The organism is Streptosporangium sp. NPDC003464, assembly GCF_053588315.1.
On sequence record NZ_JBSFPS010000247.1, the window covers coordinates 1 to 14,929 of the forward strand.

General features: G+C 74.1%; 14 protein-coding genes and 1 riboswitch. Of the genes, 7 read left to right on the top strand and 7 right to left on the bottom strand.

All coding sequences use genetic code 11. The features are described from left to right. The coding region (locus ACWDS7_RS37895; protein ID WP_451933178.1) for a cobalt-precorrin-5B (C(1))-methyltransferase at nt 1-436 on the bottom strand (436 nt) is incomplete at its 3' end. A gap of 71 nt (nt 437-507) precedes the next feature. Between ACWDS7_RS37895 and ACWDS7_RS37900 the strand changes: the two genes are divergently transcribed. Next, nucleotides 508-1,266 carry a cobalt-precorrin-6A reductase gene (locus ACWDS7_RS37900; protein WP_451933191.1) on the top strand — a complete coding sequence of 253 codons (759 nt, stop codon included), beginning with the start codon at nt 508-510 and terminating at the stop codon, nt 1,264-1,266. Here ACWDS7_RS37900 and ACWDS7_RS37905 read toward each other — a convergent pair. From ACWDS7_RS37905 to cobG, 3 genes are read right to left on the bottom strand one after another with little or no spacing between them, the layout of a single operon-like run. After that, nucleotides 1,254-2,783, bottom strand: coding sequence for a precorrin-2 C(20)-methyltransferase (locus ACWDS7_RS37905; RefSeq protein WP_451933179.1), 1,530 nt, complete (start codon nt 2,781-2,783; stop codon nt 1,254-1,256). The two genes, ACWDS7_RS37900 and ACWDS7_RS37905, sit on opposite strands and share 13 nt — an antisense overlap. Then, nucleotides 2,780-3,406: a precorrin-8X methylmutase gene (locus ACWDS7_RS37910; protein WP_451933180.1), complete on the bottom strand. Its 627-nt coding sequence runs from the start codon at nt 3,404-3,406 to the stop codon at nt 2,780-2,782. Before ACWDS7_RS37910 ends, ACWDS7_RS37905 begins: the two co-directional genes overlap by 4 nt. Continuing rightward, nucleotides 3,403-4,734, bottom strand: a complete 1,332-nt coding sequence (cobG, locus tag ACWDS7_RS37915; RefSeq protein ID WP_451933181.1) for a precorrin-3B synthase — start codon at nt 4,732-4,734, stop codon at nt 3,403-3,405. The genes ACWDS7_RS37910 and cobG overlap by 4 nt, the downstream gene beginning before the upstream one ends. Nucleotides 4,735-4,757: 23 nt before the next feature. Beyond that, nucleotides 4,758-4,946: riboswitch (cobalamin riboswitch) on the top strand. 114 nt (nt 4,947-5,060) lie between these two features. On the opposite strand from cobG, the gene cobN reads away from it, so the two are divergent. Beyond that, nucleotides 5,061-8,684, top strand: a complete 3,624-nt coding sequence (cobN, locus tag ACWDS7_RS37920) for a cobaltochelatase subunit CobN (RefSeq protein WP_451933182.1) — start codon at nt 5,061-5,063, stop codon at nt 8,682-8,684. Nucleotides 8,685-8,807: 123 nt separating this feature from the next. Here cobN and ACWDS7_RS37925 read toward each other — a convergent pair whose 3' ends face one another. Beyond that, complete coding sequence (locus ACWDS7_RS37925; RefSeq protein ID WP_451933183.1) at nt 8,808-9,332, bottom strand: TetR/AcrR family transcriptional regulator; 525 nt, start codon at nt 9,330-9,332, stop codon at nt 8,808-8,810. A gap of 114 nt (nt 9,333-9,446) precedes the next feature. On the opposite strand from ACWDS7_RS37925, the gene ACWDS7_RS37930 reads away from it, so the two are divergent. The 5 genes from ACWDS7_RS37930 (at nt 9,447) to ACWDS7_RS37950 (ending at nt 12,408) form a co-directional block, all read left to right on the top strand. Next, the gene (locus tag ACWDS7_RS37930) at nt 9,447-10,688 is read left to right on the top strand and encodes an FAD-dependent monooxygenase (RefSeq protein ID WP_451933184.1); all 1,242 of its coding nucleotides are present in this window, start codon (nt 9,447-9,449) and stop codon (nt 10,686-10,688) included. A 103-nt stretch (nt 10,689-10,791) separates the two neighbouring features. Then, nucleotides 10,792-10,917, top strand: a complete 126-nt coding sequence (locus ACWDS7_RS37935) for a hypothetical protein (RefSeq protein WP_451933185.1) — start codon at nt 10,792-10,794, stop codon at nt 10,915-10,917. Beyond that, complete coding sequence (locus ACWDS7_RS37940) at nt 10,914-11,264, top strand: ArsR/SmtB family transcription factor (RefSeq protein ID WP_451933186.1); 351 nt, start codon at nt 10,914-10,916, stop codon at nt 11,262-11,264. Before ACWDS7_RS37935 ends, ACWDS7_RS37940 begins: the two co-directional genes overlap by 4 nt. Then, on the top strand, nt 11,261-11,722 hold the full coding sequence (locus tag ACWDS7_RS37945; RefSeq protein WP_451933187.1) for an SRPBCC family protein: 462 nt from the start codon (nt 11,261-11,263) through the stop codon (nt 11,720-11,722). Before ACWDS7_RS37940 ends, ACWDS7_RS37945 begins: the two co-directional genes overlap by 4 nt. A 71-nt stretch (nt 11,723-11,793) precedes the next feature. Continuing rightward, nucleotides 11,794-12,408 carry a maleylpyruvate isomerase family mycothiol-dependent enzyme gene (locus ACWDS7_RS37950; protein WP_451933188.1) on the top strand — a complete coding sequence of 205 codons (615 nt, stop codon included), beginning with the start codon at nt 11,794-11,796 and terminating at the stop codon, nt 12,406-12,408. 168 nt (nt 12,409-12,576) lie between these two features. On the opposite strand, the gene ACWDS7_RS37955 is transcribed toward ACWDS7_RS37950, so the two are convergent. Then, complete coding sequence (locus tag ACWDS7_RS37955) at nt 12,577-13,656, bottom strand: TauD/TfdA family dioxygenase (RefSeq protein ID WP_451933189.1); 1,080 nt, start codon at nt 13,654-13,656, stop codon at nt 12,577-12,579. After that, nucleotides 13,653-14,929, bottom strand: a 1,277-nt coding sequence (locus ACWDS7_RS37960) for an MFS transporter (RefSeq protein WP_451933190.1), incomplete at its 5' end; no start/stop codon positions are given. The genes ACWDS7_RS37960 and ACWDS7_RS37955, both read right to left, overlap by 4 nt.

A 14,929-nucleotide genomic window follows, 5' to 3' on the forward strand; every position in this document is an offset into this window, starting at 1 on the left:
TCTCCACGACCACGTCACCGGTCCCGCCGTGCCGGGCGGCCACCGCGGCGACGTGCTCGCGCATCATCCGCCGGGGGACCGGGTTGATCGCCGGTTCGCCCACCTCCAGCGGGAGCCCCGGTTTGGTGACGGTGCCGACCCCGGGTCCCGCCGCGAACACCACGCCGGTGCCGGGGGCGCCGGGCCGTACCGTCGAGGAGATCAGCGCGCCGTGCGTCACGTCGGGATCGTCACCGGCGTCCTTGACCACCGCGGCCATGGCCGCGCCGCCCGCCAGCCCCTCCCTGGCCAGCGCGAACGCCGGGCGCTGCCCCTTGGGCAGCGCGATCTCCACGGGGTCGGGGAAGTCGCCGGTCAGCAGCGCGGTGTAGGCGGCGGTGGTGGCCGCGGTCGCGCACGCGCCGGTGGTCCATCCGTGGCGTAGTGGCGTGCTCATGGCCGGGGCACCGGCCGGTACGGCAGGGCGAGGCCCTGCGACGGCAGAGAGACGAGAGAAGTGATGACGTGCTGAACATCCTCGTGCTGGGCGGCACCGACGAGGCCAGGCGGCTGGCCGCCGCGCTCGCCGGACGCGCCGGGACGCATGTGGTGTCCTCCCTGGCGGGACGGGTGCGCGACCCCAGGCTGCCGGTGGGTGAGGTGCACGAGGGCGGCTTCGGCGGCCCTGGCGGGCTGGAGGCGTGGATCGGCGAGCGCCGGATCGACGTCGTCGTGGACGCCACGCACCCCTTCGCCGCCCGGATGACCGCCTCGGCGGTCGAGGCGACCGGCCGGGCCGGGGTGCCGCTGCTGACCCTGCGGCGGCCGGGCTGGCAGGCGGGCCCCGGCGACGACTGGCGCTGGGTGCCGTCGCTCGCCGCGGCCGCCGAGCTGCTGCCCGAGCTGGGGGAGCGGGTGTTCCTGACCACCGGGCGCCGGAGCCTGCCGGTCTTCGCCGGCCTCGACGACCTGTGGTTCCTGGCCCGCTCGGTGGACCCGCCGGAGCCGCCCGCCCCGCGCCGCATGGAGGTGCTGCTCAGCCGCGGCCCGTTCACCGTGGAGGGCGAGCTGGCCCTCATGCGCGCCCACCGGGTGGACGTGCTGGTCACCAAGGACAGCGGCGGCGAGATGACCACGGCCAAGCTGCTCGCCGCCCGGGAGCTCGGGCTCCCGGTCGTGATCGTACGGCGGCCGCCGCCTCCCGGGGGCGTCCCCACCGCGGAGACGGTGGAGGCGGCGCTCGCCTGGCTGGAGAGCGCGGCGGGTCGCGCCGGTCACGCCGGGTAACGGCGGGGGGTGAACACCACCCGGCCGCCGTCGCCCCGCTCGGCCACCCGGGTGGTGGAGGACCCCACCAGGAGCAGGCAGCGCATGTCGACCATGGCCGGGTCGAGGTCGGCGAGCGTGGTGACGGTCATGCTCTCCCCGGCACCGCCGACGTCACGGCCGATGACCACGGGCGTCTGCGCCGCGCGGTGTTCCAGCAGCAGGTCCCGCGCGGCGGCCACCTGCCAGGTGCGGCTCTTGGACGCGGGGTTGTAGATCGCCAGGACCAGGTCGGCCTTCGCGGCGGCGGTGATCCGCCCGGCGACGACCTCCCATGGCTTGAGCAGGTCCGACAGCGACAGCACGCAGTAGTCGTGGCCGAGCGGCGCGCCCGCCCGGCTCGCCACCGCGTGCGCGGCGGTCAGGCCCGGCAGCACCCGCACCGGGACGTCCGCGTACCGGGGCTCGCAGGCCACCTCCAGCACCGCGCTGGCCATCGCGAACACCCCCGGGTCGCCCGAGGAGACCACGGCCACCCGCGATCCGGCCGCGGCCAGCTCCAGCGCGTGCGCGGCCCGCTCGGCCTCCACCCGGTTGTCCGTGGGGTGGCGGCGCTGGCGCGGGTTCGGCGGGACCCGGTCCAGGTAGGGGCCGTAGCCGACGAGCTCGTCGGCCACGGCCAGGGCGTCCTGCGCCTCCGGGGTCAGCCACGGCCGGCCGGCCGGGCCGAGGCCGACCACGACCACCTCGCCGGGGCCGCCGGCCGGGGCCGCGGGCTCCGCCTGCCGCACCGGCCCGGCCTGCGCCGCGTTGACCGGGCTCGGGATCAGCGCCAGCGAGAAGTACGGCACGCTGTCCGGGTCCACCTCGGCGAGCGGGGCCAGGCGCTGGCCGCCGGTGGTGGCGCGTTCCACGTACCAGGCCTCGTCGAGGCGGCCGGCCCGGGTCAGCGCGTCGCGCACCTTGGTGAAGGTCCGGCCGAGCTTGAGGACCGCCGCCGAGTCGGTGGCGGCCAGGCGCTCGGCGAGGACCTCGGCGGGGAGCGTCCCGGGCAGCACGGTCAGCGTCTCGTCCCGCTCGACCAGCGGCCGTCCGAGGACCGCGGCGGCGCCGCTCACGGAGGTCACACCGGGGACCACCTCGGTGACGTAGCGGTGGGACAGACGCTTGTGCATGTGCATGTAGGAGCCGTAGAAGAGCGGGTCGCCCTCGCACAGCACCACCACGTCACGGCCGGCGTCCAGGTGGGCGGCCAGCCGCAGCGCGCAGTCGGCGTAGAAGTCGTCGATGGCGCCCTGGTAGCCGCCGGGATGGTCGGTGGTCTCCGTGGTGAGCGGGTAGATCAGCGCTTCCTCGATCTGGCCCGCGCGCAGGTACGGCGCGGCCACCGAGCGGGCGATGCTCCGGCCGTGGCGGGCGCTGTGGAAGGCGATCACGTCGGCCTCGCCGAGGAGGCGGGCGGCCTTGACGGTCACCAGCTCCGGATCCCCGGGTCCGAGTCCCACACCCCAGAGCCGTCCGGTCACCATGTCGTTCATTCGTCCTCACTCGCGATCGCGTTGACCGCGGCCGCGGTCATCGCACTCCCACCCCGGCGGCCGTGCACGACCAGGTGTTCCAGACCCGCCGGATGCTCGGCGAGGGCCAGCTTCGACTCGGCGGCGCCGATGAAGCCGACCGGGATCCCGAGCACGGCGGCCGGCCGGCCGGCGCCCTCCTCGACCATCTCCAGCAGCCGGAACAGCGCGGTCGGCGCGTTCCCGATCGCGACCACGGAGCCCTCCAGCCGGTCGCGCCACAGCTCCAGCGCGGCGGCGCTGCGGGTGGTGCCCAGCCGTGCGGCGAGCTCCGGCACGCCCGGCTCGCCCAGCGTGCAGATCACCTCGTTGCCGGCGGGCAGGCGGCGGCGGGTCACCCCGGAGGCGACCATCATCGCGTCGCACAGCACCGGCGCGCCCGCCCGCAGGGCCGCGCGCGCCGAGGCCACGACGCCGGGCGACCAGCCGAGGTCGGCGACCAGGTCGACCATCCCACAGGCGTGGATCATCCGGACCGCCACCTGGGCGACGTCCGGGGGCAGGCCGCTCAGATCCGTCTCGGCGCGGATGGTGGCGAAGGAGCGGCGGTAGATCTCCGCGCCGTCGCGGACGTAGTCGGTCACGATCCCCCTCTGGCGGCCGTCACCGCGGCCGTGGTCTCTTCGATGTCCGCACAGTTCAGGCTCCGGCCGTCGAGGTCCACGCGGTAGCCGTCGCCGGTGGCGACCACGTCCGCGACCCGCCCCCGGGGGCGACCGCAGCGCCTGTCGCAGCCCGCCCAGTGCACGGGGAGCGTACCGGTGCGCGGCCGGTCCGCCGCACGGGGGGCGACCGTCCCCGGCGTCCCGGCGGCCCCGTCCCCGGCGGGCACGGTGGCGCGGGCCGCGTCGGCCTGCACGTCGGCCAGGGATTTGGCGCAGCCGGGGCGGCCGGTGCAGGCCGTCACGCCGATCCACGGGGAGCCGGGGTCGGTGACCAGGCCGGCCTCCGTCAGCCGGGCGAGTGCCCGGGGGAGGTCCACGCGGGCCAGACCGGGCAGGACCACGCCCCGCCACGGCGTCAGCCGTACCCCGTCGGCGGAGGCCAGGCCGGCCAGGAGCTCCGCCTGGGCAGGGGTCAGCCGGCCCAGCGGCACCGCGACGCCCAGGGCCACCCGCCCGCCGGGCTGCCGGACGGCTCCCACCGGTCCCCCCGCCACGGCCGGCGGCGGGGTCCGGACGCGTTCCGCGGGCGGGCGGAGCCGTACCGGGCCGGCCCCTCCGGTCTCCAGGGCGGCGCGGACCCGGGCCGCGACCGGCTCCGCGCCGCCGGGCAGCTCGCCGATCCGCCAGGCGTGCACGCCCCGGGCGGCGAGCTCGGCCAGGAACGCCTCGGCCGCGGCGAGCAGGGCGGTGACCGCCGAGGTCACCGGCACGCGCAGGCCGCTGTCGGCGCCCGCGAGGACGAGGGCGGCCTCCTCCGGGCCGGTCGGCAGCATCCCGGCGTCGGGGCCGAGCCAGGCCACGTCCCCCCGGCCGTCGTCGAGGGCGAACAGGAACCGCCCCGGCAGGCCGGCCAGGCCGGGCCGGGCGCACAGCCGCCGGTCCAGCTCGGAGACCAGCGGGCCGACGTCGAGGATCCCCTCCGCGTCGCAGCCGGTCAGCGGGGAGGCCAGGACGTTGCGGATCCGTTCGTGGGTGGGCGAGGGCAGCAGCCCGGCCTCCGCCATGCGCGCCGCGAATCCGTCCCCCTCGCCGAGCCCGCGCACCTGGACGTTCGCACGGGAGGTCAGCTCGATGACGCCGGTGCCGTGGACGGCCGCCGCGTCGGCGAGTCCGCGCAGCTGGGAGGCCGTCAGCCGGCCGCCGGGGACGCGGATCCGCGCCAGGCCGCCGTCGGCCGCGGCATGCACCTGGAGCGCCCCGGGACATGCGTCGGGTCGCGATCGTCCGGAAAAGTCGCCAATGACCACGGAGAGGATGTTAAGCCAGTTTCTTGCAATGAACGGGGCTGCCGTAGTCTGATCGTTGGCGACGGCAAGGGAGGAAGCCGGTGTGAAACCGGCGCGGTCCCGCCACTGTGACCGGGGAGCGAACCCCACTCAGGCCACTGTCCGGAGACGGACGGGAAGGCCGGGGGGAGCATCGATCCGGGAGCCAGGAGACTCCAGCCGTCGTAGCCGACGACGACCCGGGGCGAGGACCCCGAGGGAGGAAGCCCTGTGCGCTTTTCGCCGTTCCCGGGCCACCCCGTGGCCCCGCCGAGCCGTACCACGCCGTCTCCGCGGGGGTGCGGCGCGTGATCCTCCTGCTCTCGACCTCCGACACCGACCTGCTCAGCGCCCGCGCGAGCGGCGCCGACTACCGGCTGGGCAACCCCGCCCGGCTCGCCGCGGCTGACCTGCCGCCCCTTCTCGACGGCGCCGACCTGGTGGTGGTCCGGCTGCTCGGCGGCCGCCGCGCCTGGGAGGAGGGCCTGGACGCCCTGCTCGCCGGGTCCCGGCCCGTCGTCGTGCTCGGCGGCGAGCAGGCGCCCGACGCCGAGCTGATGGAGCTGTCCACCGTTCCCGGCGGGGTCTGCGCCGAGGCGCACGCCTACCTCGCCCACGGCGGCCCGGCCAACCTCACCGAGCTCCACCGGTTCCTGTCCGACACCCTGCTGCTGACCGGGCACGGGTTCGCCGCGCCCGCCCCCACCCCCGCCTGGGGGGTGTTGGAGCGCGTGGCCCGCCGCGAGGACGGGCCGGTCATCGGCGTGCTCTACTACCGGGCCCACCACGTCGCCGGGAACACCGCGTTCGTGGAGACCCTCTGCTCGGCGGTCGAGGACGCGGGGGGCCGGGCGCTGCCCGTCTACTGCGCCTCGCTGCGCAGCGCGGAGCCCGGCCTGCTGGAGGTCCTCGGCACGGTGGACGCCCTGGTGGTGACCGTGCTCGCGGCCGGCGGCACCCGCCCGGCCACCGCGTCGGCCGGCGGCGACGACGAGGCCTGGGACGTCGGCGCGCTCGCCGGGCTGGACGTGCCGATCCTGCAGGGCCTGTGCCTGACGAGCAGCCGGTCCGCCTGGGAGGACAGCGACGACGGCCTGTCCCCGCTCGACGCGGCGACCCAGGTCGCGATCCCCGAGTTCGACGGCCGGATCATCACGGTGCCCTTCTCCTTCAAGGAGATCGACGACGACGGGCTGACCGTCTACGTCGCCGACCCGGAGCGGGCCTCCCGGGTGGCCGGCATCGCGGTACGGCACGCCGCGCTCCGGCACATCCCGGCCGGTGAGCGGCGGATCGTGCTGATGCTGTCGGCCTATCCCACCAAGCACTCCCGGATCGGCAACGCCGTCGGCCTGGACACCCCGGCGAGCCTGGTGCGGCTGCTGGCGGTGATGCGCGAGCGGGGCTACGACATCGGCGCCGAGGGCGAGCTGCCGGGCGTGACCGAGCAGGACGGCGACGCGCTGATCCACGCGCTGATCGCGGCCGGCGGGCAGGACCCCGACTGGCTCACCGAGGAGCGGCTCGCCGGCAACCCGGTGCGCATCGCGGCGGGCCGGTACGCCGAGTGGTACGGCACGCTCCCGGCGGACCTGCGCGCCGGGATGGAGGAGCACTGGGGGCCCGCGCCGGGCGAGCTGTTCGTGGACAGCTCGCACGACCCGGACGGCGAGATCGTGCTGGCCGCGCTGCGCGCCGGGAACGTCGTGGTCATGGTGCAGCCGCCGCGCGGCTTCGGCGAGAACCCCATCGCGATCTACCATGACCCCGACCTGCCGCCCAGCCACCACTATCTGGCGGCCTACCGGTGGCTGGCCGACGGCTTCGGCGCGCACGCCGTGGTGCACGTGGGCAAGCACGGCAACCTGGAGTGGCTGCCCGGCAAGTCGGCCGGGCTGTCGGCCTCCTGCGGCCCCGACGCCGCGCTCGGCGACCTGCCGCTGATCTATCCCTTCCTGGTCAACGACCCCGGCGAGGGCACCCAGGCCAAGCGCCGCGCTCACGCCACCCTGGTCGACCACCTCGTCCCGCCGATGGCCCGCGCCGACACCTACGGTGACATGGCCCGGCTGGAGCAGCTTCTCGACGAGCACGCCTCCATCGCCGCGATGGACCCGGCGAAGCTCCCCGCGATCCGCGCCCAGATCTGGACCCTGATCCAGGCCGCCCGGCTCGACCACGACCTGGGCATCGAGGACCGCCCGCACGACGCCGAGTTCGACGACTTCCTGCTGCACGTCGACGGCTGGCTGTGCGAGGTCAAGGACGTCCAGATCCGCGACGGCCTCCACGTGCTGGGCGCCGCCCCGGAGGGCGGGACCCGCGTCGACCTGGTGCTCGCGATGCTCCGGGCCCGCCAGATGTGGGCGGGCGCGGAGGCCCTCCCCGGGCTCCGCGAGGCGCTGGGCCTGACCGAGGACGGCACGGCCGGCCGGATCGGCACGGACGGAGCCGAGACCCTTGCCCGGGCGCTGGTCGAGGCCATGGAGGAGCGGGACTGGGACCCGGCCGCCGCCGGTGAGGCGACCGCCGCCGTCCTGGGCGCGGCCCCTTCCTCGGCCCAGGCCGCCGCGGCCGACTCCGGGCTGGTGGAGCGGATCCTGCGGTTCGCGGCCGCCGAGGTCGTACCCCGGCTGGCGCGGACCACCGACGAGATCGACGCGATCCTGCACGCCCTCGACGGCGGCTACGTCCCGGCGGGGCCGAGCGGGTCGCCGCTGCGCGGGTTGATCAACGTGCTCCCCACCGGCCGGAACTTCTACTCGGTCGACCCCAAGGCGGTGCCGAGCAGGCTCGCCTGGGAGACCGGGCAGGCGATGGCCGACTCCCTCCTGGAGCGCTACCGGGCCGACACCGGCGACTGGCCGCGCTCGGTCGGGCTGTCGGTGTGGGGGACCAGCGCCATGCGCACCGCCGGGGACGACGTGGCCGAGGTGCTGGCCCTGCTCGGAGTGCGGCCCGTGTGGGACGAGGCGTCCCGGCGGGTCACCGGGCTGGAGGCGATCCCCGCGGCGGAGCTCGGCCGCCCGCGGGTGGACGTCACGGTCCGGATCAGCGGCTTCTTCCGGGACGCGTTCCCGCACGTGGTGGCCCTGCTGGACGACGCGGTACGGCTGGCCGCCGGGCTGGAGGAGCCCGCGGAGCTCAACTACGTCCGGGCGCACGTGCTGGCCGACCGGGAGGTCCACGGTGACGAGCGCAGGGCCACCATGCGGATCTTCGGGTCCCGGCCCGGAGCCTACGGCGCGGGGCTGCTGCCGCTCATCGACAGCCGCAACTGGCGCGACGACGCCGACCTCGCCGAGGTCTACGCGGTGTGGGGCGGCTTCGCCTACGGCCGGGGCGTCGACGGGGTGCCCGCCAGGCAGGACATGGAGGCGGCCTACCGGCGGATCGCGGTGGCGGCCAAGAACGTCGACACCCGCGAGCACGACATCGCCGACTCCGACGACTACTTCCAGTATCACGGCGGCATGATCGCCACCGTCCGCGCCCTGACCGGGAAGGCGCCGGCCGCCTACATCGGCGACAGCACCCGCCCGGACGCGGTCCGCACCCGGAGCCTGTCGGAGGAGACCTCCCGGATCTTCCGCGCCCGGGTCGTCAACCCCCGCTGGCTGGCCGCCATGCGCAGGCACGGCTACAAGGGAGCCTTCGAACTCGCCGCCACCGTCGACTACCTGTTCGGCTACGACGCCACCACCGGCGTGGTCGCCGACTGGATGTACGACAGACTGGCCGCGACCTACGTGCTGGACCAGGAGAACCAGGACTTCCTGGCCACGTCCAACCCGTGGGCGCTGCACGGCATCGCCGAGCGCCTGCTGGAGGCGGCGGAGCGGGGCATGTGGGAGCATCCCGACCCCGACGTCCTGCGCGGCCTTCAGGAGGTCTACCTCAAGTCCGAGGGAGATCTGGAGGACGGCGCCTGATCCCGCGGGGGCGGCTCTCCGGCCGCTCCCGCCCGCCGGTGATGCCCGCCGGTGACGTGTCAGGGCCGCCCGCGAGGAGTGGTCCGCGCGGCGGGAGGCCGGCGGCCGCGCCCTCCGTGGTCCTCAGATGGCGAGGACGGTCAGCGCGGCTTCCACGGCGGCGGCCTTGACCTCGTCGAACGGAAGGTCGGCGTGTTCCACCACGCAGTCCGACATGCCGCCGAGCGCCACGGTCGTGTGGATCCGCGCGGCGTTGGAGGGAGCGGGGCCGAGCAGGAGCGTGGTCAACCGCTTGCGCCACGCCCACATCCGGTCCATCAGGTCGAGCTCGACCAGCGTGGCGGGCGCGTGCAGGACCATCATGATCACTTCCCGGTGCCGCCAGACGAGGTCGAAGTAGTCTTCGAGCAGCCGCCGCCCGTCTCCGGGCTCGCGCTCGGCCACGAACCTCTCCAGGTCGTCGATGAGCGGCTGGATGATGCTTCTGACCAGGTCTTCCCTCGACTCGAAGTGGTAGTAGAGGGCCGGTTTGGTGATGCCGAGCCGGTCGGAGATCTGCTTCAGGCTGGTGTTCTGCACGCCCTGCTCCAGGAAGAGCTCGCGAGCCACCGCCTGGATGCGCGTCTTGGTGTCCGAAGGCCTCGTCATGGAACCAAGCGTAGCGCTTACCTATCGTTAAGTAAGCCCTTGCGCCCAGCTGTGATCCGTGCTTACCTATCGTTAAGTAAGTGGCTTACCTTCCGTTAAGTAAGAGAGTGGCGCATGCGCATCCTCATCTCCGGCGCCAGTGTCGCCGGTCCCGTCCTGGCCTACTGGCTCAACAGCTACGGCTCCGCCGTCACCGTGGTGGAGCGGGCCCCCACGCTGCGCAAGGCGGGCGGACACGCGGTCGACCTGTTCCGCCCGGCGATGGACATCATCGACAAGATGGGCCTGATCGAGCCGGTCCAGGCCAGGAAGACCGGCACCGAGTGGCTCTCGTTCCGTACGGAGAACGGCGACCGCCCGCACGGACTGGAAGTCGGCAAGCTGATGAGCGTCGTGTCCGACCGGCACGTCGAGATCATGCGGGACGACCTGGGGGAGATCCTCTACGAGGCCACCCGGCGCGACGTGGAATACCTCTTCGGCGACTCCATCGCCGCCATGGCCGAGACCGCCGACGGCGTCGACGTCACCTTCGAGCGAGGTCCCGCCCGCAGGTTCGACCTGGTGATCGGGGCCGACGGACTGCATTCCAACGTCCGGCGCCTGGTCTTCGGCGAGGAGTCGCGCTTCTCCACCTGGATCGGGGCCTACCTGGCGGTCATGTCGATCCCCAACTACCTGGGGCTGTGCGACCGCATGGACGGGATCACGGGTGTGAACAGGATGGTGGGCGTGTACGGCGGAGCGCACATGGACGACGCCCGTGCGGTCTTCATGTTCCGCCCCGCCGCCGAGCTCGACTATCACTACCGGGACGTCGACCGGCAGAAGGAGCTGCTGCGCCGGCAGTTCGCCGGGATGGGCTGGGAGGTGCCCCGCCTGCTGGGCGAGGAGCTGGAGCGCGCCTCGACGTTCTACTTCGACTCGGTCACCCAGCTGCGCATGGACACCTGGTCCCGGGGGCGGGTGAGCCTGGTCGGCGACGCCGGCTACTGCCCGGGCCCCGCGGTCGGCGGCAGCACCAGCCTGGCCGTCGTGGGCGCCTACGTCCTGGCCGGCGAGCTGGCCGAGGCCCGCGGCGACCACACGCGGGCGTTCCCGGCCTACGAGCGGGAGATCGGCGACTACGTACGGCGCAGCCGTACCTTCGCCGTCGGCGCCGCCAAGCGGCTCATCCCCGACACCCGCCTGGGCCTGTGGGGCCTGATCCAGGGAGTGCGGCTGGTCAACCACGTCCCCACGCCGATCGCCCGCGCCCTGGTCGGTCTCGGCGGCAGGGGCGTGCGGCTGCACGACGAGGTCGCGGTGAAGGACTATCCGCGGGGATCCGTCGTGAGGACGGACGCCACCGGGTGACCTCCGTCCTCGTGGCGGGTCGAGCGGCGCGGTCGCGGCACTCCGGCCGGCCGGAGGCGTGACAGGCTTGATAGGTAGGAAATTTCCTACCTATAGTGGAGGGGTGAACATCACACACGCCAAGATCGTCACGCTGCCCGTCTCCGATCAGGATCGGGCGGAGGACTTCTACGTCGATCCGGACGGCAACGGCTCCGTGCTCTCCGCACCGGCCCCTTCCGGCCTGTGAATCCCGTACCGGCCGTCGAGGCGCGCGGTGAGAGGGTTTTCGCGGCGCTGGCAAGCCCGGTGCGCCGCGAGGTTTTACGGCTGCTGCGCGAGGCCGGCCCACAGCCCGTCACGGAGCTCGCCGCTCACTTCGCCATGGCCCGCCCGAGCTTGTCGGAGCATCTTCGGGTGCTGCGGGAGGCCGGGCTGGTCAGCGAGACCAGGTCGGGCCGCCGGCGCCTGTACCGGCTCGAGGGCGCCGCGCTGTACGAGGTGCAGGAGTGGCTGAACCCGTTCGAGCGGTTCTGGCGCGAGAAGCTGCGCGACCTGCACGACCTGCTCGACACGATGGATGACGACGAGCCGTGACCGATGATGATCTGACCGTTGTCCGCGTCGACCAGTTCCTGGCGCATCCGCCGGCGAAGGTGTGGCGGGCGCTGACGGAGCCGGACCTGATCGCCCGGTGGCTGATGCCGGGCGACTTCCGCCTGCAGGTCGGCCACCGCTACACCATGCAGGCCCGAGCCGTGCCGGCCACAGGTTTCTCCGGTACCGTCCAGGCCGAAGTGCTCGCCTTCGAGCCCGGAAGCATGCTGCGCATCGGCTGGCGCGACGCCGATCGCTCCGGTCCCGGCGGCGCGGACTGGACCATCACCTGGACCCTGCGGCCCGAAGGTCGTGGAACCCGCCTGTTCCTCGTCCACGAGGGCTTCGACCCCGATGACCCGATCCAGCAACGTGCCCGCACCGTGATGGGCGGCGGCTGGCGTTCCATGGTCGTGCGCCGCCTGGCCGAGGTGCTGCGCCACCTTTCGCCGAGCTGATCCGACTTCACCTCACCGAGCTGATCCGACTTCACCCGACCCGCCCGCCCCGCGACGACAGGTGCTCCTTCATGTCCGAAATCGCCGACCGCTACGCCCGCCTCGCCGCGGACTTCCTGGCCCGCGTCCGAGCCGTCCCCGAGGACCGGTGGAACGCCAGGAGCCCGTGCCGGGACTGGACGGCCCGTGACGTCGTCGCGCACGTCGTCAACGGGCACCGCGGCATCCTCGCCGCCGTGCACGGCATCCTCGCCGCCGTGCACGGCGTCCCGCCCGCCCCCGCGCACGGCGTCGGCGTCTCGCCCATGGCCGACGCCCCCGCCGTGCGGCCGGGCGCCGACCTGGCCGCCGCCTTCATCGCCTGCCGCGACGACATGCTCGCGACGCTCCGTGATCCCGCCCTGGCCACCCGGCGTCTGCCCGGAGGTCCGCTCGGACCGGTCCCGGTGGAGCAGGCCGCTGACGTGATCGGCTCCTTGGAGCTGCTGGGGCACACCTGGGACCTGGCCCGTGCCACCGGAGGCGACGAGACACTCGACCCGGACGCCGTCACCCGCACCCACCAGGCGCTCATCCCCCACCACGCGGCGCTCCTGGCGACCGGCGCGTTCGAGGCGAGCGTCCCGGCGCCCTGCGGCGCCGACGCCCAGACCGCGTTCCTCCGCTTCATCGGACGCCGCCCCTGACCCCACCGGCGCCGTCCCCGCTCCTGGGCGGTCAGCCATGACCTCTGAGGGGCGCCCTGCGTTGAAAGCGAACCGCGCCGCCGGCGGCCGGGACGGCCCGCCGCGGCGCCCCGGACGGGCCGGCCCCGGCGGCCGGTCCGTCCGGCCTGACCGGCCCGCGCGGCCCGGTCAGGAGCGGCGGCCGAACCAGCGGCGGGCCTTGCCGGGCTTGGCGGCCGCCCCGGCCCCGGCTCCGGCCGCGGCCCTGGCGTAGCCGGCCTGCGGCTGGACGGTCGGGGCGCAGTCGTCCAGGGCGACCGGGTCGCCCATGGTGACCACGATCTTGCGGGGCCCCTTGAAGGACTCGCGGGCGTGCGCGGCGAGGATGTTGTCGACGATCAGGAGATCGCCCGGCCGCCACGTCTCCCTGACCGTCGCCTGGCGGTAGGCCGCGTCGATGGTCTCCACATCCTCCCTGGAGATCGGCTCGCCGTCGCCGTAGGCGGTGTTGAAGGGCAGGTTGCCGTGTCCCAGATCCTCCAGGAACACCTCGCGGACCTCCGGGTCGAGCGCCCACTCGTTCCAGAAGACCGTGTGGTTGAACCAGACCTCCTCGCCGGTCCCGGGGTGGCGGATGGTCGCCGAACGGCGCTGCACGGTGCGCAGCCGGTCCTCGCCCATCCACTCGTGGGCGATGTGGTTGGCCGCGCAGTAGGCGGCGACCTCGTCCCGGTCCTCGGTGCCGAAGGCGGTGCGCCAGCCCAGGCTGATGTGGTCGCCGTAGTTGCGCACCAGGGACCAGCCGTGCGCGCGGAACCGGTCGGCGAGCGGCTGCGGGATGCCCTTGAGCACCTTGCGCACGTCGGTCACCGGGGTCGCGCCCCCCTCGTCGGGGGCGACCAGGCAGCCGAACATCAGCAGCCCGGGGAAGTTGAGCGCGTAGCTGTTCTCGTTGTGCGGGCGGATCGCCTGGGACGGCGGCAGGTCGGTGGAGGAGTAGACGTCCTTGCCGAAGTGGCTGCGCGGGGTGGCCTTCTCGACGTATCCGGCGAGCTTGGAGACCAGGGCGTCGCGCACCTCGGCGAAGTCCTCCACGCTCTTGACCGGCAGTCCCCGCAGGTAGAGGGCGCCGTGCTCGTCCAGTCCCGCGCGGATGGCCGCACGGCTGCCGCGCAGCCATTCGCAGGTCTCGCCCAGGTCCGAGCCGTGGGCGTCGGCCGCGGCGGGGCGGCCGTCCCTGACCTCCCAGGCGATGGTGGTGGTGTTCACGATGCGTGGGTCCTTTCCAGCTCTTCGATGCCGATGAGGTCGTCGGGCTTGGCGTCGGGCACCTCGTCGTCGAAGCGCGCGAGGGCCGCGATCCGGGTGCCGGCGAGCACCAGCAGGGTGATGCCGAGGCCGCACAGCAGGTAGAGCAGCCCGATCCCGCGCCCGGGCCCGGTGCCGATGAGCGCGCCGACGGTACTCGCGAGCGGGCCGTCGGCGGCCATCAGCGGGTCGAGGAGCGGGCCGGCGAACGGGGCGATGACGCCGAAGCCGATGGGCACGGTGGCCGCGGCGATCATGGTGTTGACCGCGATGATGCGGCCCTGGAAGCGGTGCGGCACCTTCACCTGGATGATCGTCATGATCGTGCCGTTGATCAGCGCCAGCGCGAAGGACATGCCGAAGGCGCCGGCGCCGATCAGCCAGAGGCTGGGCCGCAGCCCGGTCAGCGCGCCGGCGACCGCCAGCAGCATCGTCGCGGCGACCGCGCCGCGCAGCCGGCGGTGGGTCGGGCCGCCCCACAGGCTCATGACGACGCCGCCGGTGACCGCGCCCGCGCCGGCCGCGACCGCCATCGCGCCGGCCGCCTGGAGCGTGGCGAAGGACAGCACGAGCGGCGAGACCATGACGAACATGGGCGCGAGGAAGAGGTTCACACCGGCGAAGAAGAACAGCATGGCGCGGAAGCCCCGGTGCCCCAGCGAGAACCGGAAACCGCCCGCGATCTCGGCGGAGATCGGCTCGCGGCGGCGCAGCCCCAGCGTGGTGGGGAACTTCACGAGCAGGACCACGGCGACGGCGAAGGCGTAGGCCGCCACCTGGATGGTCAGGATGCCCTCCAGCCCGATCGCGGCCAGCAGCCCGACCGCGATGAGCGGGACCAGGAACTGGGCGGTGCCGATCGCCAGCTGCACGATGCCGTTGGCGTGCCCGAGATAGCGCTTGGGCACCAGCTGCGGGATCGACGCCTGGTAGGCGAGCCGCTGGAAGGTCACCGAGACCGAGACGAGGGCTATCAGCGCGTACAGCGGGGCGACCGTGAGCCGGCCGGTCAGCAGCAGGGCGAGCATCACCGCCTGCGAGAGGCCCGACACCAGGTCACCGGCGATCATCACCCGCCGCCGGTCGTAGCGGTCGACCACCGCGCCCGCCAGCGGGGCCACGACGATCCCCGGCACCAGGGCGAGCAGCGCGATGAGCCCGAAGTGGGCCAGCGACCCGGTGACCGTGTAGATCCAGATCGGCACCGCGAACTCGGTGAGGGCCGATCCGGTGA

Coding starts and splice junctions, on each gene's coding strand:
- ACWDS7_RS37950 (WP_451933188.1), top strand. CDS start 11,794: ATGTCCGAAATCGCCGACCGCTACGCCCGCCTCGCCGCGGACTTCCTG.
- ACWDS7_RS37930 (WP_451933184.1), top strand. CDS start 9,447: ATGCGCATCCTCATCTCCGGCGCCAGTGTCGCCGGTCCCGTCCTGGCC.
- ACWDS7_RS37925 (WP_451933183.1), bottom strand. CDS start 9,332: ATGACGAGGCCTTCGGACACCAAGACGCGCATCCAGGCGGTGGCTCGC.
- ACWDS7_RS37905 (WP_451933179.1), bottom strand. CDS start 2,783: ATGAACGACATGGTGACCGGACGGCTCTGGGGTGTGGGACTCGGACCC.